At 67.6% G+C, this 19,578-nt stretch carries 18 protein-coding genes; 7 read left to right on the top strand and 11 right to left on the bottom strand.

The genetic code is table 11. The features are described 5' to 3' along the window. Positions 1 to 39: 39 nt before the first annotated feature. Positions 40 to 1,362 (bottom strand): glycosyltransferase 87 family protein, encoded by a 1,323-nt coding sequence (locus HYG77_RS03180; protein WP_244373437.1) that lies wholly within the window; start codon positions 1,360 to 1,362, stop codon positions 40 to 42. A gap of 67 nt (positions 1,363 to 1,429) precedes the next feature. Between HYG77_RS03180 and HYG77_RS03175 the strand changes: the two genes are divergently transcribed. Both HYG77_RS03175 and HYG77_RS03170 read left to right on the top strand, forming a co-directional pair. Continuing rightward, complete coding sequence (locus HYG77_RS03175; RefSeq protein WP_109329234.1) at positions 1,430 to 1,921, top strand: polyadenylate-specific 3'-exoribonuclease AS; 492 nt, start codon at positions 1,430 to 1,432, stop codon at positions 1,919 to 1,921. A 42-nt stretch (positions 1,922 to 1,963) separates the two neighbouring features. Continuing rightward, positions 1,964 to 3,349: a 3-deoxy-7-phosphoheptulonate synthase class II gene (locus HYG77_RS03170; protein WP_109329236.1), complete on the top strand. Its 1,386-nt coding sequence runs from the start codon at positions 1,964 to 1,966 to the stop codon at positions 3,347 to 3,349. 11 nt (positions 3,350 to 3,360) lie between these two features. On the opposite strand, the gene pknB is transcribed toward HYG77_RS03170, so the two are convergent. Beyond that, complete coding sequence (gene pknB, locus HYG77_RS03165) at positions 3,361 to 5,373, bottom strand: Stk1 family PASTA domain-containing Ser/Thr kinase (RefSeq protein WP_208961822.1); 2,013 nt, start codon at positions 5,371 to 5,373, stop codon at positions 3,361 to 3,363. A gap of 109 nt (positions 5,374 to 5,482) precedes the next feature. Between pknB and HYG77_RS03160 the strand changes: the two genes are divergently transcribed. Beyond that, positions 5,483 to 5,851, top strand: a complete 369-nt coding sequence (locus HYG77_RS03160; RefSeq protein ID WP_208961821.1) for an Rv2175c family DNA-binding protein — start codon at positions 5,483 to 5,485, stop codon at positions 5,849 to 5,851. Positions 5,852 to 5,859: 8 nt separating this feature from the next. Here the strand turns inward: HYG77_RS03160 and HYG77_RS03155 are convergent, their stop codons facing one another. The 4 genes from HYG77_RS03155 to HYG77_RS03140 all read right to left on the bottom strand — a co-directional run bounded on the left by HYG77_RS03155 (position 5,860) and on the right by HYG77_RS03140 (position 11,213). Further along, complete coding sequence (locus HYG77_RS03155) at positions 5,860 to 6,801, bottom strand: phytoene/squalene synthase family protein (RefSeq protein WP_208961820.1); 942 nt, start codon at positions 6,799 to 6,801, stop codon at positions 5,860 to 5,862. 7 nt (positions 6,802 to 6,808) lie between these two features. Further along, a complete protein-coding gene (locus tag HYG77_RS03150) occupies positions 6,809 to 8,413 on the bottom strand; it encodes an alpha-(1->6)-mannopyranosyltransferase A (RefSeq protein ID WP_208961819.1) in 1,605 nt (534 codons plus the stop codon). A gap of 81 nt (positions 8,414 to 8,494) precedes the next feature. Then, positions 8,495 to 10,102, bottom strand: a complete 1,608-nt coding sequence (crtI, locus tag HYG77_RS03145; protein WP_208961818.1) for a phytoene desaturase family protein — start codon at positions 10,100 to 10,102, stop codon at positions 8,495 to 8,497. A 10-nt stretch (positions 10,103 to 10,112) separates the two neighbouring features. Continuing rightward, positions 10,113 to 11,213, bottom strand: coding sequence for a polyprenyl synthetase family protein (locus HYG77_RS03140; protein WP_208963262.1), 1,101 nt, complete (start codon positions 11,211 to 11,213; stop codon positions 10,113 to 10,115). Positions 11,214 to 11,424: 211 nt separating this feature from the next. On the opposite strand from HYG77_RS03140, the gene metF reads away from it, so the two are divergent. Beyond that, positions 11,425 to 12,387 (top strand): methylenetetrahydrofolate reductase [NAD(P)H], encoded by a 963-nt coding sequence (metF, locus tag HYG77_RS03135; RefSeq protein WP_204164918.1) that lies wholly within the window; start codon positions 11,425 to 11,427, stop codon positions 12,385 to 12,387. On the opposite strand, the gene HYG77_RS03130 is transcribed toward metF, so the two are convergent. Genes HYG77_RS03130 through HYG77_RS03110 form a run of 5 tightly spaced genes read right to left on the bottom strand, consistent with a single transcriptional unit; the run spans position 12,380 to position 17,371 of the window. Continuing rightward, a complete protein-coding gene (locus tag HYG77_RS03130) occupies positions 12,380 to 13,540 on the bottom strand; it encodes a glycosyltransferase (protein ID WP_208963261.1) in 1,161 nt (386 codons plus the stop codon). The two genes, metF and HYG77_RS03130, sit on opposite strands and share 8 nt — an antisense overlap. Beyond that, complete coding sequence (locus tag HYG77_RS03125) at positions 13,537 to 14,259, bottom strand: DUF3153 domain-containing protein (protein ID WP_208961817.1); 723 nt, start codon at positions 14,257 to 14,259, stop codon at positions 13,537 to 13,539. The genes HYG77_RS03130 and HYG77_RS03125 overlap by 4 nt, the downstream gene beginning before the upstream one ends. A gap of 31 nt (positions 14,260 to 14,290) precedes the next feature. Next, the gene (locus HYG77_RS03120; protein WP_208961816.1) at positions 14,291 to 15,121 is read right to left on the bottom strand and encodes a carotenoid biosynthesis protein; all 831 of its coding nucleotides are present in this window, start codon (positions 15,119 to 15,121) and stop codon (positions 14,291 to 14,293) included. Further along, the gene (locus HYG77_RS03115; RefSeq protein WP_208961815.1) at positions 15,118 to 16,707 is read right to left on the bottom strand and encodes an NAD(P)/FAD-dependent oxidoreductase; all 1,590 of its coding nucleotides are present in this window, start codon (positions 16,705 to 16,707) and stop codon (positions 15,118 to 15,120) included. Before HYG77_RS03115 ends, HYG77_RS03120 begins: the two co-directional genes overlap by 4 nt. A 4-nt stretch (positions 16,708 to 16,711) precedes the next feature. After that, positions 16,712 to 17,371, bottom strand: a complete 660-nt coding sequence (locus tag HYG77_RS03110; protein WP_109329254.1) for a GNAT family N-acetyltransferase — start codon at positions 17,369 to 17,371, stop codon at positions 16,712 to 16,714. A 53-nt stretch (positions 17,372 to 17,424) separates the two neighbouring features. Between HYG77_RS03110 and HYG77_RS03105 the strand changes: the two genes are divergently transcribed. The 3 genes from HYG77_RS03105 to mraZ all read left to right on the top strand — a co-directional run bounded on the left by HYG77_RS03105 (position 17,425) and on the right by mraZ (position 19,576). Beyond that, positions 17,425 to 18,009, top strand: a complete 585-nt coding sequence (locus tag HYG77_RS03105; RefSeq protein WP_208961814.1) for an SAV_6107 family HEPN domain-containing protein — start codon at positions 17,425 to 17,427, stop codon at positions 18,007 to 18,009. Between the two features lie 235 nt (positions 18,010 to 18,244). After that, positions 18,245 to 18,673 (top strand): DUF3040 domain-containing protein, encoded by a 429-nt coding sequence (locus tag HYG77_RS03100; protein WP_109329256.1) that lies wholly within the window; start codon positions 18,245 to 18,247, stop codon positions 18,671 to 18,673. A 471-nt stretch (positions 18,674 to 19,144) separates the two neighbouring features. Next, the gene (mraZ, locus tag HYG77_RS03095) at positions 19,145 to 19,576 is read left to right on the top strand and encodes a division/cell wall cluster transcriptional repressor MraZ (RefSeq protein WP_109329258.1); all 432 of its coding nucleotides are present in this window, start codon (positions 19,145 to 19,147) and stop codon (positions 19,574 to 19,576) included. Positions 19,577 to 19,578: the final 2 nt, after the last annotated feature.

The raw sequence follows: 19,578 nt of genomic DNA, 5'->3' as shown, positions 1-19,578 counted from the left end.
GGACACGTCGCCTCAGGACACGGGGACGGACACGACGCCTCAGGACACGGGGACGGACACGTCGCCGGACGGTGTCCGGCGTTCGTCCCCGTCCGGCCGGGATGCGGCCGTGCCGAAGGTGACGAACGCCACGGCTACCACAGCGAAGCCCCACCACACGTAGGACGACGCCAGGATCTGGTCCCACACACTCCAGTGGACGCCGCTCCAACGGCCGACTCCCAGTTTCCAATGGGCGGCCACCTTGATGACGGCCAGTCCCGCGACTGCGACGAGCCCGAGCGCGATGCTGCGTCGCCGGTAGGCGAGGACCCCGAGCACGAGGGTGATCGGCACCGACCACACCCAGTGGTGTGACCAGGACACCGGGGACACCAGAAGTCCCAGCACCGCGTTCACCCCGAGCGCGAGCGCGGCCTCTCCGGCGCGGAGCGTTCGGAGCATCGCGACGATCACCAGGGCGAGGACCCCGAGGCTGAGCAGCAGCCAGATCGGTGTACGCAACGACTCGCTCACGTCGAAACGTGCCAGCACCCCGGTGATGCTCTGATTTGCCGGATACGCGGGAGTGCCGATCCGGCCCGAGTCGAAGAGTGTGCGGGTCCAGTAGGTGACCGAGTCGCTCCACGTTGCGATCGCGCCCACCGCGCTGAACGCAACGAAGGCGGCCGCCGTCGTCACTGCCGCGCGAAAGTCTTTGCGCAGCAGGAAGTACAGCACGAACACGGCGGGGGTCAGCTTCACTGCGGCGGCCAGTCCGATCAACACACCGCGGGGCAGGGGTGTGCGCTTCGCGAGGCAGTCGAACGCCACCAACGCCATCAGCAGGATGTTGATCTGCCCGTAGTCGAGAGTGGACGACACCGGTTCGAGTGCCATGGCCACGGCCAGCCCGCCGAGCGCCGTCCACACCAGGGTGGTCCGCGGGGCGATTCCGAGGGAGTCGAGAGTGACGAGGAGTGCGCCGAACAGGGCGACCAGGGACAGCACGGTCACCACCACGCCTGCCGCCTCCAGTGACACCAGCGACAGTGGACTGAAGACCACCGCCGCGAGCGGTGGATAGGTGAACGGAAGGAAGTTGCCCATCTGCGTGGGTGGCATCGATCCGTAGAGAGTGGGCCCGTGGAGGAACACCGACCCGCCGAGACGGTAGACGTCCAGGTCGAGCCGGTAGTAGAAACCGAAGTCGCGCAGACCCGGCAGACCGACGAGGTTGTACGCGAAGCCGGTGACGAGTCCGGCGACGATCAGGACCCGAATCAACACACCTAAAACTTGTTGTCGCTGCAGCGTCCGCGGCGCCTCCGAGCGGTCCGCGGCAGTGCCCGCGGACCGACGACCGTCGGGGGTAGCGCTCACCAAGGTCTCCTTCAGGAGTGAGGGGTGGATCCGGTCGACGCCGACGAATGAGGCATAGTCTGCGGGCGTGCGTTACTTCTACGACTGCGAGTTCATCGAGGATGGTCGCACGATCGACCTGGTGTCGATCGGGGTGGTCGCAGAGGACGGACGTGAATTCTACGCCGTGTCCACCGAGTTCGATCCCGCGCGCGCCGGAAAGTGGGTGCGGCGGAACGTTCTGCCGAAACTGCCGCAACCGTCGTCCCCCTTGTGGAAGAGCCGCGCGCGGATTCGGGACGACCTGTACACGTTCCTGATTCCCCGACCCGGCGTGGTGCCCGAACTGTGGGCGTGGGTGGCCGCCTACGACCACGTCGCCCTGTGTCAGCTGTGGGGAGACATGACGGCGTTGCCGCAGTTGCTGCCCCGCTACACCCGAGAGCTCCGTCAGTACTGGGAGGACAACGGCAGTCCAGCCCTTCCACCTGCACCGGGAGACGCACACGACGCACTGGCCGACGCCCGGCACAACATGGCAAAGTTCGAAGCCGTGCGGGTGGCGCGGTCGCTGCGGTGACCTGACTCGCCATCCGTCCTGCCGAGCGAATATCCTGTATGGGTGAACTGGACTGTCGACGTGCCGATCGACCGCTTGCCCGAACTTCCGCCGCTTCCTTCCGTGATGCGTGAGCAGCTCGACGCTGCCCTGGCCAAGCCGGCTGCCCAGCAGCCGCAGTGGCCGGAGGGGCAGGCCGCGGCGATGCGGACCGTCCTCGAGAGCGTTCCGCCGATCACGGTCGCCAGCGAGGTCGTCGCGCTGCAGGAGAAGCTGGCGCAAGTGGCCCGTGGGGAGGCATTCCTCCTCCAGGGCGGTGACTGCGCGGAGACCTTCGCCGACAACACCGAGCCGCACATCAAGGGCAACATTCGCACGCTGCTGCAGATGGCGGTCGTCCTCACCTACGGCGCGAGCCTGCCCGTGGTGAAGGTTGCGCGCATCGCCGGTCAGTACGCGAAGCCGAGGTCGTCGAACGTGGACGCTCTGGGGCTGCAGTCGTACCGCGGTGACATGATCAACTCCCTCGTCGCGGATGAGGCGGTGCGGGCCCACGACCCGTCGCGGCTGGTGCGCGCCTACGCGAACGCGAGTGCAGCGATGAACCTCGTCCGCGCGCTCACCGGCGCGGGCATGGCCGATCTGCACAAGGTCCACGACTGGAACCGTGAGTTCGTGGCGTCCTCACCCGCGGGTGCCCGCTATGAGGCACTTGCCGCGGAAATCGACCGTGGGCTGCAGTTCATGAACGCGTGCGGCGTCACCGATCCGAGCCTGCATCAGGCGCAGATCTTCGCCAGCCATGAGGCGCTGGTCCTCGATTACGAGCGAGCGATGCTCCGTCTGGACAATGACGACGATCACCCCAAGCTGTACGACCTGTCGGCCCACTTCCTGTGGATCGGTGACCGCACCCGTCAGCTCGACGGAGCGCACATCGCGTTCGCGGAACTGGTGTCCAACCCGATCGGACTGAAGATCGGTCCCAGCACCACCCCCGAGATGGCCGTCGAATACGTCGAGCGTCTCGACCCCACCAACAAGCCGGGCCGGCTGACGCTGATCTCCCGGATGGGCAACAACAAGGTGCGCGACCTGCTGCCGCCCATCATCGAGAAGGTGCAGGCCACCGGTCATCAGATCATCTGGCAGTGCGACCCGATGCACGGCAACACGCATGAGGCGTCCACCGGCTACAAGACCCGTCACTTCGACCGCATCGTCGACGAGGTTCAGGGATTCTTCGAGGTCCACAACGGCCTCGGCACCTACCCGGGCGGCATCCATGTCGAGTTGACCGGCGAGAACGTCACCGAGTGCCTCGGCGGCGCCCAGGACATTTCCGACCTCGATCTCTCGGGCCGGTACGAGACCGCCTGCGACCCGAGGCTCAACACGCAGCAGTCACTCGAACTGGCGTTCCTCGTCGCGGAGATGCTGCGGGGCTGATCCGGCCAGAGTCAGGGCAGCGACACCAGGGTGACGGTGCTCCCGGGTTTCACCAGGTCGCCGCTGCCCGGGTTCTGGCTGATCACCACGGACCGGTCGGTGTCGGTGACTTGACGCACCTTCACCTCGAGTCCCAGTCGCGTCAGTTCGTCGCGGGCGGATCCGACGGTGCGTCCCAGCATCGACGGCACCCGCACAGCGTTGGATACCGTCAAGGTGACACTGGTGCCTGCGCTGACCTGGGTACCGGCCTTCGGGTCGGTGGCGATGACATCGCCTTCCTCGACCTTCCGGTCGAAGTCGGTGGCAGTGTCCTGCACCACGATGCCGACCGCTTCGAGGGACGCGCGTGCCTCAGCCTCCGACATTCCCCGCACGTCGGGGATGTCGACGGGGGGAGCGCCCTTGCTGACGATGAGTTTTACCTGCGAGCCCGTGGGGAGTGAGGTACCGGGCGCCGGATCGAGCGCGGCCACCGCACCGATCGGAACCTTCGCGCTGAATGCCTGACCCCCGTCGACGGGCATGAAAGTCCGGTGCCGAAGCTCCCGCTCGATCTCGGAACGATCGCCGCCGGCGGGCAGGGGCGGGACGGTCGGCCGTCCGAGTGACACGACGAGCGCGACCGTGCCGTCCCGGGAGATTCGCGAGCCGCCCGGGGGATCCGTCCCCAGCACGGTGTCGAGGGCGGCTGTATCCGAATACTCGCCGCGAATCTCCGAGGTGAGCCCTGCCGCCTCGATCGCCGACACCGCGGCACCTCGATCCAGCCCGTCGATGGCCGGGACCGCGGTGTACCGGCCGGAACCCATCCACCAGCCGCCGAACCCCACGGCGAGGGCGAGCATCAGTACCACCAGCAGCCACAGGATCGTCGTCCGTCGCGACCGCTGACGTTCGGCGGCGAAATCCGGATACCGGTACCCCTCGTCGGGTTCGTCGTCGCCCTCCGATCCGTGCCCGTCCATCGGGGGCCGCGGGGTACCCGCCGTCACGATGCGGGTGTGCTGGATACCGGGCTGTCCGCTGTGTTGCGGGAGCGGTGCGTGGAGAGGAGCAGCGGGAAGGTGCGCGGTGGGTGGGGCGAGCGGGCTCGGCGGCGAGGTGAGTGGAGGTGCGCTCGCAGCGGCCGCAAGATGCTGGGCCGAGCGGCGGGGTGCGGGCACCCGGTAGGTGGGCAGCTCGAGCGCCGCCGCGATGCTACGGAGTGCCGTTCCCATCTGTTCGGCGTTGGCGAAACGGTGTGAGGGTTCCCGGTGGGTGGCCTCGGCGACGAGTTCGTCGAACTCGTGCGGAACCCCGGCGATGTACGACCCCGGTCGGGGAACGTCCTGGTTGATGCGCTGATACGCAACGGAGAGGGAGGTGTCCCCGGTAAACGGTGTGCGCCCGGTGAGAAGCTCGAACAGCAGGATTCCGGTGGAATAGACGTCGCTGCGGGTATCCGCGACCCCGGACGTGACCTGCTCGGGAGACAGGTACGCGGCGGTACCGAGAATGACGCTGTTGGACGTGGTGTTCGACGCTGCTGCGGCGCGCACCAGGCCGAAGTCGGCGATCTTCACCTCGCCGCCGTCGGAAATCAGGATGTTCTCCGGTTTGACGTCCCTGTGCACGAGTCCGGCACGGTGAGCGACGGCCAGCGCATCGAGAACCGGCCCAGCCACCGCGGCCACGGCATGCGGAGGCATCGGCCCGCGCTCGCGCAACAGTTCCCGTAGCGTTCCCCCATCGACGAGTTCCATCACGAGAAAGGCGTGTTCGCGGTCGTGTCCCTGGTCGTAGACGGCGACGAGTGAGGGATGCCCCAGCCGGGCCACCGAACGGGCTTCGAACTCGAAGCGGGAGACGAAGGCAGGGTCGGCAGCGAACTGCGGGTCCATCACTTTGATGGCCACCGGACGGTCGAGGCGCATGTCGAGCCCCCGATACACGGTGGACATACCCCCACGCGCGATCAGGGCATCCACCCGATAGCGCCGGTCGAGCAGTTCGCCGATCAAACGTTGACCTCCATCGTGCACTGTGTCCGTCCCCCGTATGTCCGCGCAGTCCGGCCACGCGCCCTCCAATCGTAGCCAGCCGGACCGACCGGTAGCGCCACGGCGGAACCGACCAGATAACGTTAGGGGAGTGAGTGCCATCCCTTACTGTGACGATGTCCTGGACCCTTCCGTCTCGCTACTACAGCTGGTGGACGTGGCGAAGTCGCTGGGTGTACCCGTCACACGCGTGCAGCAGCTTCTACGGGATGAGCAGCTGATCGCTGTTCGCCGCAACGGTGTGCTCGGCGTTCCGGAACTGTTCTTCGGCGAGGACGGGCAGACGCTGAAGTGGCTGCCCGGTCTCATCGCGGTACTACACGACGGCGGTTTCCGCGACGAGGAGATTCTGCTGTGGCTTTTCCGGGAGGACGACAGCCTTCCGGGGACTCCTGTGCAGGCGCTGCACGGGGATCTGGCTCGAGAGGTCATACGCCGGGCACAGGCGATGGGTTTCTGAGCGCCGTTTCATTGCGTGCCGCGTGAGGGCACCGCGAGCCGGGCGAATTGGGGCACGGCGGTGGACCACCGGTTCCTGCGCGGCACCGTCGCGCGCTGGTGTAAGACGGCGTAGCCGCTGCGTTCTATTTCGTCGAGAATCCTCGAGTACAGCATGAAGGCTGTTCTGATCCCGGGCTGTACCCGGCGGTCCAGCATGCCGATTCCCGGCTCCGCGTCGCGGTACACCGCCCGGGTGACCGCGATGAGGTGGGCGAGCGCACGAACGATGCGCTGATCCGTTGTCCCGGTGCGCCGGCTGGACATCAGCAGGTCGGTGTCGACACCGAAAGCTGCCAGCTCGTCAGCGGGGAGGTAGACGCGTCCCCGGTCGAGGTCTTCTCCGACGTCCCGGAGGAAATTGGTCAGCTGGAAGGCTTCGCCGAGCGCAGCGGCGTGCGGCTCCGCCTCGTTCGCGGGACAGATCGTGCCGAGCACGGGCAGCATCTGCAGCCCGATCACGGCGGCGGACCCGTACATGTACTCCCGCAGTGCCGGCATCGTGGTGTACCGGGCACGGTGCGACGGGGTATCCGGAATGTCCATCCGCATCGACTCGAGGAACGCGAAGAAGTATTTGGGCGCGATGTGGAAGGTCGCGACCGAGTCGAGGAATGCGGGAAGGACGGGCGCCAACTCGGGAACCACTCCCGGGTCGATTGCAGTCTGGTCGTCGAATCCCCGTCGAAGCGTCGTTTCGATCCGGTCGAGCTCTGCTGCACAGTCTTCGGTGGACCGCACGCCGCCCATCTCGACATCGACGATGTCGTCGACGGTGCGGGCGAATGCGTAGAGCGCGTGAACCGCGTTGCGGCGGTGCCGGGGAAGTAACCGGGTGGCGAGGTGGTACGTGCGTCCGTGCTCCGCTGTCAGAGCACCGCAGTAACGATAGCTCTCCGCCAGCTCCGTCATGGCCCGGCTATTCCACGCCGGGTGACGCGGCTACGCGTCGGAGTCCGGAGGAAGGGACCTCGGGGGACGGCCGGGACGCGCGCAAGTGCAGAGGGTCGATCGTGCGCAGCGACACCGCCGCGACCACAGCCGCGAACGTGGCGAGAGCAACGTGGGGGAATGTGTAGAGGCCGATCGAGCCGTCGGGCTGGAATACCAGCATCAGCCAGGTGGACAGCCCGACGAGCACCATCAGCGTGCGTGTGGACAGGGCGAAGCCCGCTGCGATGGCGACGGGCCAGGAGTAGTACCAGGGCAGCGCGGCCGGCGAGAGAATGACGATGGCGACGAGGACGATCAGGATTCCGAGTATTGCGTCACGTTCGGTGTTCTTGAATTTCCACCAGACGGTCAGGACGATCGCGACGAGTGCGGCTGCGCAGATCGGCCGGGTGATCGCGAGGATTTCGCCGAGCCGCAGATCCGCGAACCACGACGTGCCGACGGTCACGACATGGGCAAGGATCGTCGGCAACGACAACCAGTTGATGATCTTGTTCGAACCTGACAGGGCCGTCATCCAGCCCAGTCCGACCCCTGCCACCATCGACGCCGCGGCGAAGATGACGACGAACACGGCGACCCCTGCGCCGGCAGTTTTCGCGAACAATGCCAGCGGCGATGCCGGACTACGCCCTTCGGCCTCCGCTCTCTCCTTCTCGTGCAGCATCCAGATCCACACCATGAAGGGGAGTGCCGCACCGGCGGTCGCCTTGATCGCCACCGCGATCGCGACGAGCCCGATGCCCGCGAGATGGCGTCGCTCGAGGACGAGCGCAATGCCCGCCGTCATCAGGCCGACCATCAGCATCTCGTTGTGGACTCCACCGATGAGATGGACCAGAACGAGGGGGTTGAGCACTGCCAGCCACAGGGCGATGGCCGGGTTACCGCCGAGGTGACTTGCGAGGTGGGGGACCGCCCAGATCATGAGAGCGAGCCCCGGTAGCATCGTCAGACGCAGCAGCATGGTGCCGGCGATGACGTTGTCACCGGTCAGGGCGGTGATTCCCTGACCGAGAAGCAGGAAGACCGGACCGTAGGGCGCCGTCGTCGTGGTCCACACGTTGCTGACGTTGTCGAGCAGAATCCCAGGATTGACCACCGGGCCCACGGCATAGGGATCGAAGCCGTCGCGCAGGAGGGCGCCCTGGGCGAGATACGAGTAGGCATCGCGGCTGAACATCGGCACCGCCAGCAGCAGGGGCGCCGTCCAGATCGGAACGATCAGGCGCAACTGCCGCAGAGCCACATCCCCGGCCAGCGTGCCGCGCCCCAACCGGACCCAGGCGGCGATCATCGAGATGACGCCGATCCAGACGATGGCGGTGGACAGTATCTGGCCGTGCCCGAACCGCAGCCACGACAGATGCATCGCCTCGAGCAGGGGATCCTCACGGCGGACGCTTCCCGCACCGAAACCACCGAACGTGATCATGATCGCGCCGGCGAAACCCAGGATCGCCGCATGTCCCGCCTGGCTGCGGAGGAAGTCGGCCGTGGTCTGAGGCCACGAACGGTGCGTCGGTGTCGTCGCAGGGGCGACGGTTGCCTGCGGGGCAGAGGACGTCATGGGTGCAGATTCCTCCCCCGAGGTGAGTTCGGTTGCGATCGGTGCACCGATCATCGCGCGCACCACATGGTCGCGCCTAGTTTAATTGCTCCCGACACCACTTATTGCCACGCCTCGCTCATATATCTGCCTTTCGGGCTCCTGCACACCGGTGATGCGGCGAGCGGCGAGCTTCCCCGACAGCAGGACGGTCGGAACACCGACACCGGGGACCGTGCCGGAACCGGCGAGGACGGCGTTGTCCACGCCTGGCACCAGATTCGGGCGCCGGAAGGGGCCTGTCTGGCGGAAGACGTGTGCTGCCGCGAACGGGCTGCCCGCGCTCATGCCCTTGTTCAGCCAGGTCAGAGGCGTATCCACGTGGTCGATCTCGAACTGCGCGGCGATGCCCGTGTATCCGCGGTCCTCGAGCACCCGCAGAAGTTCGCGCGTGTAGGGGCCGGTCAGCGACGACCACTCGAGCGGGGCGCTGTGCAGATTGGGGCAGGGCGCCAGCACCGACAGCGGCTCGGACGGAACACCCGAGCGGTCCACGAGGATGCTCGGGTCGGACAGCGCGGGCCGGGTGATCAGCAGGGAGGGGTCCGTCATGAGGCGACCGCGGCCGGCTTTCGCGGTGATCTCCGCAAAGGTTCGCTCCCACGCGGCGCCGAAGTCGATGGTGTGGTGACGCTGCGCCGGCCACCGCGCGGTCACCGCGGTGGGGATCGTGCCGTGGAGCACTACCGCGGACGGTGACACCCGTACGCGGCCGGGGATCCTCCGGGCGACCGGCCGAAGGAGTTCGTCGACGACAGCGGTGTCCGGGGTGAGGACCACGGCGTCGCACCCGACGCGTTCACCGGACGCGGTGTGGAGGGCACGCACCCGGCCATCGGACGTTTCGACCCGCGTGACCGTTGTGTCGAGCCGGAGGTCGCCGCCCGCCGTGGTGAATGCGTCGGCGAGTGCGAGAGCAATGGAGCGCATGCCGCCCTGCGGGAAGTAGACGCCCAAAGAGGTGTCCATGTGGGCGATGGCGCCGTACACCGCGAGCGCATCGGCGGGCGCCACCCCGGCGTACAGGGCCTGGAAGGTGAAGATCCGGCGTAGCCGCGGATCGGTGATCGTGCGATCGACCCGGGAACCGAGCCGGCCGAACCCGCCCAGGGCAGTGAGCCGGACGAGATCCGCCGCGGCCGCCCTGCTTGACACGAGGTCGAGAGGCGAGTCGAAGTTCGCGTCCATGAAACGGGTGTACTCGGCGTCGAAGATGCGACCGAGCCAGCGTCGTAGCTTCAGGTAGCGATCGGATTCTGCGGGTCCGCACACTCGGGTGATCTCGGCGACCATCGCCGCCGGGTCCGAGTGGACGTCGAGCGAGGAACCGTCGATGAAGCGCGCGTGATAGGCCGGGGACAGTTTCTCGAGAATCAGGGCGGGCCGGGTCGAGGTGAAATCCGCTCCGACCGCAGCGAGGGCTTCACGGACCAGTTCGGGCATGGTGAGCACGGTTGCGCCGTTGTCGATGTCGTAGCCGGGACCGCGGTAGGTGCCCACCCGGCCGCCGGGCAGTGGATCCCGTTCGAGGACGGTGACCCGCCGGCCCGACCCCCTGAGGTGCAGAGCCGCCGACAGGCCCGCGAGACCGGCGCCGACGACGACGACGTGATCGGTGGGGCCCGGAACGGTGCGGAGCGTGCGTGCCATCGGGGTGCCTTCAGGAGTTGCGCCGCGTCGCCGCGACAGCCATGTCGGTGAGGTGTTGTTTCGCCTCCGGCGTCGCGGTGCTTGCCGCCAGGGTCGTCAGCGCGGAGTCGACGAGTTCCTCGATTCGTTTCTCGACGTCGGCGACCGCGCCGAGCGAGGTGATCGTCTCGCGGAGCGTATCCACGTCCGCGTCGGACAGGTCGGTGCCGATGCTCCCGCGTAGCGCTGCGGCCGCCCCGGGATCATCGCGGTCGGCCCGCTGAAGGGCCAGCGCGAACAGCACGGTGCGTTTCCCCGCCCGCAGATCGTCACCCGACGGCTTTCCAGTCACGGCCGGGTCACCGAACACACCGAGGAGATCGTCCCGCAGCTGGAATGCGATCCCGATGTCCGTACCGAATCTTCGGTAGGCCGACACGAGGTTCTCGCCGGCACCGGCGAGTGCGGCACCGAGATGCAGTGGCCGCTCGATGGTGTACGCCGCGGTCTTGTACCGATTGACCCGCATCGCCGCGTCGATCGACTCGTCGGCCCGGGCCTCGTTGCTGATGTCCAGAAACTGGCCACCGAGAACCTCGGTGCGCATCGCGGACCAGACGGGGGAGATGCGCGCGGCGGCGTCCGGGCCGATACCGGATTCGCGGATCATGTCGTCCGCCCAGGCCAACGCGAGGTCGCCGAGCAGGATGGCGACAGCCTCACCGAAGTGCGGAGACTCGCCGCTCCAGGAACCGGCGCGGTGGCGTTCCTCGAACTGGACGTGGACGGTGGGGAACCCGCGTCGCGTCGTGGAGGCATCGATGATGTCGTCGTGAACCAGGGCGCAGGCTTGGACCAGCTCGAGGGCTGAGCACGCGCGCAGCACCGGCCCGGCGTCGGGACCCTGCGGGTCGCCGCCCGCGCCGATCCACCCGGTCCACGCAAAGGCCGGGCGTACTCGCTTTCCGCCGCGGAGGACGAAGTTCTCCAGCGTGGTCACGGCGTCGCGGTAGCCGCCGCCCACGGCGTCGACCAACTCCGTCCGGCCGGCGAAGAACTCTCGAAGCGCATTCTCGACCTCGGCCGCAAGAGCGGAGGGGCGCGTTTCGACGGACAGTGTTGCCTCCCAGATCGACGTTCCGCGTGCGCACCGGTAACGGCAGCAGGCCTCGTCACCACCATAGTGGGCGTCCCCCGGTAGGGCCGGAAGCCCTGTTTCCCACGAATGCCGCGTTCCCGCGATCGAAGAGGATCGGCGACGCGGTGGGCACACCCGGCGCGGCTGTACCTATGCTTGTCGGGTGACATTCGATTCCGTCCGGGGGCGGGCCAGCGAAGGCTGGGTGACCCGCACTCCCTCCATCGTCGACCGCATCCGGTCGTGCCGTGACGGTCGGGTGCCCTTCTCCGTCGAATTCTCGCCCCCGCGGGACGAGGCCGCCGAGGCCCGCCTGTGGCGCGCGGTCCGGGAGTTCGAACGTCTGGGACCGGCCTTCGTGTCCATGACCTATGGCGCCGGTGGCTCCACCCGCGACCGCACCGTGCGTGTCACCGGTCAGCTTGCCGAGGAGACGACGCTCCTGCCCGTGGCGCATCTCACCGCGGTGTCGCACAGCGTCGATGAACTCCGGTCAATGGTCGGCGCCTACGCAGACCGCGGAATCAGCAACATTCTCGTCCTTCGTGGTGACCCACCGGGCGATCCGCTGGGCGAGTGGAAGAAGCATCCGGAGGGCGTCGAGTACGCCGAGGAACTGGTCCGGCTCGTGCGTGAGCTCGGTGACTTCCATGTCGGCGTCGCGTCGTTCCCGGAAGGTCACTACCGGGCGCCGGACCTGGACCACGACACCCGGTACCTGGTCGCGAAACTCCGGGCCGGCGCGGAGTACTCCATTACGCAGATGTTCTTCGACATCGACGACTACCTGCGCCTTCGGGACCGGGTCGCGGCCTTCGACGCCGAGCAGGGTGCGAAGCCGATCATTCCCGAGATCATGCCCATCACGTCCCTGCGGTCGGTGCAGCGTGTGATGGAGCTGTCGGGGTCCCGGCTTCCGGTCGCCCTGGAACGCCGGTTGAGCCGGGCGGCTGGTGACGGCCCCGAGGAGAATCGGGCCGCTGTCCGTGAGATCGGCATCGATGTGGCCACCGAGATGGCCGAGCGGCTCATCGCGGAGGGTGCGCCCGGCCTGCACTTCATCACGTTGAACTTCGCCCGGGCGACCAGTGAGGTGCTGGCGAGGCTGGGGGACAAGGTCGGTTCGCGAACCGACCCTCGGCCGGTCACTCCGGCCCGCGTCAGCTGAGGGCCCTCCCCTTCCAGCTGGTTCGTCCACGGTGGTGGGCAAGGTGTGACGACATGATCAGTGCTGCTGTCGCCGCGACCGAGAGCGGGTGGGTCACCGCCCCGGCCACGTCCATGGCGGTCGGCGACGCACCACGCTCGAGTGTTCGTGCGCACAGTCTCGACGTCACGGCAGCGAAATACCCCACTGCACCCCACCGGCGCACCAGCCCACGGCCCAGCGCGAGCGCCACCGGCGGCACCAGATAGGCCAGACCGCCCGCGCCGACGGCTGCCAGCGCCCCCGGCGTCGAGCCGAAGGCCGTCCACAGCCAGCGGTCGTAGCCACAGCGCAGCGCAGTGGCGGTCTCGTACATCCGGCAGGTCGCGGCGCCGCCTGCGACGACAACGTGGGTGAAAACTCCGCGGCGCCGCAGCAGTCGGGCAATGTCGAGATCCTCGGTGAGACTGTTCACCACCGCGCCGTGCCCACCCGCCTGGCGGTACGCCGCGGAGTCGAAGACCATGAACTGTCCACAGGCGACGGCCATGGACGGGCGCAGCGAACGATTGCCGAGTCGCACGGGTAGTGAGGCCGCCCACGACCAGGCCAGAAGCGGCTGGACGGCGAATTCGGCGATCGACACGGACTCCTGGAACGGCCAGGGGCAGATCAACCCGGCCCCGCTCTGGCGAAGCGCGGAATACGCCGCGGCCAGCGCGCCCGGCTGCAACCGCACGTCGGCATCGACGAACACCAGCAGTCCGTCGCGGCGGGGATGGAGTGCTTGGGCGCGCTCGTAGGCGCGGTGGCAGGCGGCGGGCTTCCCCACCCACCCGGGAAGCGGCTCCTCGGTGCTCCTGACGACGGTGAACCGCGAGTCGCCGGCGCACGCAGCCTCGGCTGCCGCGGCCGTGTCATCGGTCGAGGCGTCATCGAACACGAGCACTCGGAGATCGTGGATGCCGCGCTGACCGGCCAGATCCTCGATGAGGGCGGGCAGTCGCCGGACCTCGTTGCGGGCAGGAATGCAGACCGTGACCGGTTCGGTGACGGTGCGGCGCGGCACCCGCAGACGTGGGGCGCTCCGCAGATTGACGGCGGCGACGGCCATACCGGCCATGGACAGCAGCGAACCAGTGCGGACCAGCTGCACGATCGGCGTGGGCGTCACACCGTCGACGAGTCCTTCCGGCGTCCACTGCCCACGGCCGGCTCCCTGTTGCGGGCCAGCCATGCCAAAGCCCCTACGATCACGGCCACGCCGAGCGTCACCCCGGCCATGATCCCCGCCCAGCCCGCGAAGCTCCGGGTGCTCGGGTCGGAGTAGCGCACCTCGGCGCGGATCGTCGACGTGTCACCCGCAGGCAGCTTCCACGACACGATGGAGTCGCCCTCCCGCGTGCCGTTGGTCGTGGCCACCCGGGCCGGGAAGGCGATAGTGAACTGCACATCGGTGCCCTGGGCGGGAACCGAGCTGAGGTCGGCTTTGCCTTCCAGGGTCACGAGGTCACCGGTCCGGCGCAGCGAAATCTGGAAGCTGCCGGTGGCCTGTTCGGACATCGAGCCGAGTTGCTGTACGTCACCGAATGTGAGATCGCTGAAGAACGCCTGGGTGCCGATGTACCCGTCCTTCTTGTACTCCTGTACGCGAATCTTGCCCGCCAACGCATCGGGCGGGGTGAGCTGCGGACCCTTGTCCTGATCGTCTGCGGGTACGGCCGCAGCCACGATCTGACCGGAGACCCGGTCGTCGGCGGACACTCCCATCGACACCTGGACGCGCAGGCAGCCGGCGAGCAACGGGACGATCAGGAGTACCAGGGCCGTCAGGGAGAGGGCCCGGCTCCGCGCGCGGGTGATGTTCGGGGCAGGGAGTGAGGGCGGCTGCACAGTCGTATCGTGCCAGGGGAGTGAACCGGTGTCAGGCGCGAGGGGGCGTGTCGGGGATCTCGGGTCGCCGGACCCGCGACCGCACGAGGACGATCAGCAGGGGAATCCCGAGAACTCCCATCGTGATCCACCCGTAGATCGCGGAGAATCGGAGTCCGGGTCCGTCGAGAAACACCGAGTGGGCCAGCGCCGAACCCAGCCAGGTCCACAGGAACAAGGCGATGGGGACACCGTCCCTGTGCGGCGGCGTTCCGTGCGGTGCGGCGGCATCGGAAATGCGGTGATCGAACCATTCCATCGCCGCAGCCATGGCGGCAGCCACCACACACCATCCGACGTAGTTGGTCAGCGGGATGTGCTCGATACCGGGAAGACCCGCATCGGTGACGCACCATGTCCACTGTCCATCCGCGACCATCTGGGGGTCGAGATACAGATCCCATCCCACGACGCCGACCGTGGTGAGGACCATCCGAATCAGGTGCCGATATCTGTCCCCCGCCAGTAGGGAGGCGACGCACCACACCGGATAGAAGCCCGCTGTCCAGGCGAACGGCACCACGAGGGGGACACCGGCGAGTGCGGGACCGAGTCGGTCGACGCTGTAGTCGTAGCAGCCGTAGGGCACGCCGGTTGACGTCCCGACGACCTCCGAGAGCAGGCCGAAACCCGCTGTCGCCAGAACCAGAGCGGCGGTCCAGCGCGAACCGCGCGTGAGGGCGGCATGGGTGATGCTCGCCGCGGCGAGCAGGAGCACGACGCAGACCGTCACCGCGTCACGGAGGTCACCGCGCACCAGAGGGTAGACAATCTGCGCCGCGATCGCTGCTGCGGCCGTCAGGGCGGGGATGCGCGCGGTCACGTCCCCGGCCACAGGCGGCGCAGTCGCGCGGTTCTGGAGGCGCGGCGTGCGTCGTGGAGCGCGACGTGTGCGGCGCTGCGCCCGCTGGCACCGGACACCCCGCCGCCCGGATGCGTCGAGGCGCCGGTGAGGTACAGGCGTTCGGCTCCGGGGACCCGGTGCCCGGACAGTTCGGGAAGGGGCCGCCACATCATCATCTGGTCGAGCGACATCTCGACGTGCATCACGTTGCCCCCGATCAGCCCCATCTCGTCCTCGAGGTCCTGTGGTGACTGCACATGACGGTCCAGGATCGACGTCCGGACACCGGGGGCGAGTGCGTCGATCTCGTCGACGATGCGCTCGGCCTCGGCCCCTGCCAGGTCGCTCCACCGACGGCCCCCGCTGAGCCGGTAGGGCTGCCACTGGGACCACAGGGTGATCTGATGCCGACCCGGGGGCACGATCGTGGGATCGAGGCCACTGAAGCTCATCCCCAGCACCGCGGGCCGCGGCGGGAGTTCCCCTGCGAGCGCGGCACCGTGGGCGAGGCGCAGGTGCGCGCGATCGGACACGAGGAGCTGCAATCCGCTGGTCACCGAGCTGTCAGGGGCGCTCGGATAGGACGGCAGGGCGTCGGTTGCCAGCCGTACCACCATCCCGATGCCGGGTCCGACGCGGATCCGCCGGCGCCAGCGATCGAGGATCTGCTTGTCGTAGCCGCCTGCTTCGAGGAGATCGAGCGTAGTGAGCACGTGGCACCCGGCAATCACGGTCCGCGAACGAATTTCGCGCCCCACCGACGTCCGCGTGATCCAGGAAGTCCCGTCCCGGCGCAGCGCGACGACCTTCTCACCCAGGGAAAGCACGCCGGAGTCGGCCCGCAACCGCGACACCAGGGCCGCCGTCAAGGCGCCGCTGCCACCGACGGCACGGCCGGGCGGAAGGGTGTGCATCAGTGCCGCGAATCCCACCATCGGGGCGGTGCCCGGCTCGGACATCGGCGGCCCGGACTGGGCGCCGAACCATGCGAGGGCGGCCTTGAGCCGTTCGTCGTCGAAGAATTCGTCCAGCAAGGCGTCCCCCGACGCGAGGAACTGCCGCGACAGGTCGCTGCCGCCGCCCCCCGTATCGAGACCCCAGAACGACGACAACAGCGCGGGGGCGGTCGGCGGCCTGGTGAAGGCCCGCATCACGCGGGCGCTGCGCGGCCCCCACACGTCGACGAACCGCCGATACGCGTCGGCCTCGGCCGGTCCGCAGGACTCCTGGATGGACAGGCAGGTCGCGTCAAGGCTGCGCCGGAACACGATGCCCGGCCGGCCGGTGCCCGCAGGTGCCGGGGCGAACGCCCACGGATCGCAATCCAGGTAGCGCAGACCGTGCGCCTGCAGGCCCAATTCTTCGACGATGCCGGTGTGGCGGACCATGATGTGCGCGGAGGATCCGCGGTCGACGCGGTGACCTGGAAACCATTCCACTGTCGAGACCGCTCCGCCCGGTACGGTGTCGCGTTCGATCACCTCGACCGACCATCCCGTTCGAGCCAGGTAGCACGCCGACACCAGGGCATTGTGTCCCGACCCGACCACCACCGCATCGATCATCGGGTCAGGTTAACGGTTCTTCTCCGGAGGAAGGCTTCTCGGTGGAAAGGCTTTCCAGTGGAAGGCTACGGCCGAGGACCGCGAAGGGACGGTTGTCGCCTGCGAACCGGAAGTGGCGCAGTACATCCCGGAATCCGAGCCGACGGTAGAGCCGCCACGCTCGATTGTTCTCGTCCGCGACCTCGGGGGTGGACAACAACACGCCGCGTTCGGGTCGGCGGTCGAGCAATCGGAGAAGGAGTGTTTCGCCGAGACCGTGTCCCTGGGCGTCGGGATGGACGTGGAGTTCGGTCAGTTCGAAGTAGTCGTCGAGAACTGTGTCGATCCGGTCCCGGGTCCAGCCGGTGTGCCGCAAACCGGTGCGGACCTGCTGGTGCCACCACTGTTCGGGGGCTCCGCGGTAGCCGTAGGCCACGGCCACGAGGCGGTGAGTCGCATCGGATTCGGCGGACGGATCGGCCGGGACCACGGCGCCGACACCGCTCCACCCCGATCGCTGCACATGTTCGGTCCACATCGGCGCGCGGTGGTATTCCGTGCCGCGGGGATAGCCCATGGCGGCGACATAGATCGCGAGGGCCTCCTGGAGGCGGTCGCGGAACTCGGCAGCCGAGAGTTCGACCACGAGCGGTATCTGGTCAGCGTTCGTGTCGACCGGTCTCACCTTTCTCTTGACGACGTGTCGGTGGGTCCAGCTATATTGAATAGGTCGAACGGATGTTCGATAGCGGGGATCCGGCGATGCTCGAGGGAAGCGAGCATCGCCGGGACCCCGGCTCACGACAGGACTACGCCCGGCGGGGTGGACACACCGGGGTTGTGGAGGTGTTCGAAGTGATGAACAACTCGGTTTCAGGACCGACCTCTGGGCCCTCGCGGCGACCGGGGGAGGTGCGTGCTCCGGCATCTCGACGCGCCGCCTCCCTACTCGACCGGGCCGACGCTCTTCTGTCGCAATCGGTCGGCGCCGACTCGCCTGCGGATCGCTTTCACAGCGCGTATCTCGCCGCGCTGCGCGGCGCCGGTGCTGTGCTCGCCGCTGCCGAGGGGTCCTCGCCGGGAGGTCGACGGACACGAACGCGTAACGCTTGGGTTCTCATGGCAGACGCCGCGAGCGACTTCGGCGCATGGGCCGACTATTTCGCTGGGCACTCCGCCACTCGTGCCGCGATCGAGGCCGGGATGTCGCGCACGCTCACCGATCTCGAGGCGGACGAGTTCTTTGTCGAGGTGGGGCGGTTTTTGCAAGCGGTGGAAGACCACATCGGTCGCGGTGCAGACATCGATCTTCGGGCGTCGTAGCTGCCCGTCTCGCCCGGAATCCGGGTCGGTCGCCCACAGTGTCGGCGACGTAGTGAAAGCCCGGAGCAGGGTTCGGTGCGGGAGTCCGTAAGGTTGGTGTCGAACTCGTGCACCGAGTAGGTGGTACCGGGGTCGAACTGCTCGTATTATTGAATCTAGGTAGCCGCCAAAGTCGGTTACCCACCGCCTCGCACCGTGAGGCGGTGGCCAACACTCCAGTGCCGGGGGAGGTACCGTGCCACTCTCCGAGCACGAGCAGCGCATGCTCGACCAGATCGAGAGCGCTCTCTATGCCGAAGATCCCAAGTTCGCCTCCACTGTGCGAGGCGGTCGCATGCGTGCGGCATCGAGTCGTCGTCGTTTTCAGGCCATAGCCCTGTTCGTCCTGGGGCTGGTCCTGCTCATCGCCGGCGTCGCCCTGCCGATCAAACCGGGTGGTTTCCCGGTGATCAGCTTGATCGGCTTCATTGTTATGTTCGGTGCGGGAGTCCTCCTCCTGTGGGGTGGGGGAAAGAGCAAGTCCCGACAGTCGTCGCGTGGCGGCTCGACCACGCCCGACGAGACCAAGAGGGCCGACCGGGGTAAGCCCCGGGGCGGACGAAAGAGTGGCGGGTTCTCGTCGCGAATGGAAGATCGCTTCAAGAAGAGATTCGAGCAGGAGTAGCAGAACTTACTTCGGGCGTTGGCGGCGTGGCATTTCGATGCCACGCCGCCAACGCTTTTTTGTGGCTGTGAGCGCGCCCACGCCTCCCGCCGCGACTGCCTGGTGCTCTCAGTGAATGTCTCTGTGTGATCCCCGGCCCCTACTCGCCCCACTTTCCCCCATCGCGTGCGGACTGATCGACGCGTGACCGCCCAGGACGTCGCTGTCCTCACCTCACCTGGCCTTTTACCGCGTTCACCGCGTGTGTTGGCCGGTTCACCCCATGAGTGGGCCGTGTTCGTGATCACTGAAGGAACTTCCCCCACCTTCATGAATCGGCATTGACCAGCAAGTATTGAGCAAACAGGGGGGAAACACGCCTGCTTCCGCCTTGTCAGTGGGGGAAAGTGGGGTACTGTGGTGCGCAGCGGGGAGCGAAGGTGAACCGCCCGGGCATGCGGCGTTCGATACGGACGTAGTGGGAGGTGTCGAGTGTTTCTCGGTACCTACACGCCGAAGCTCGACGACAAAGGGCGGCTGACGTTGCCCGCAAAGTTCCGGGATGCACTGGCGGGAGGGTTGATGGTCACCAAGGGTCAGGATCACAGCCTCGCGGTGTATCCCCGGGAAGAGTTCACCGCGCTCGCGCGCAAGGCCGCGGCAGCGTCGAGAAGCGATCCGGAAGCGCGAGCTTTCGTGCGCGGTCTCGCTGCCGGCACCGATGAGCAGCATGCAGATGCCCAGGGGCGCATCACCCTCTCGGCAGATCACCGTCGCTACGCAGGTCTCTCCAAGGATTGCGTAGTGATCGGTTCGGTCGATTTCCTCGAGATCTGGGATGCGCAGGCATGGCAGACCTACGTCGAGGAGAACGAGGAGAACTACTCGCAGGCAACGGGAGTCGCGCTCGGCGAGATCGTCTGAGC

The sequence above is a fragment of the Rhodococcus sp. ZPP genome (genome assembly GCF_017656075.1).
GTDB lineage: Bacteria > Actinomycetota > Actinomycetes > Mycobacteriales > Mycobacteriaceae > Rhodococcus_F > Rhodococcus_F oxybenzonivorans.
Note: the sequence above shows the minus strand (reverse complement) of the source record. Positions and strands in the feature narration are given on the sequence as shown.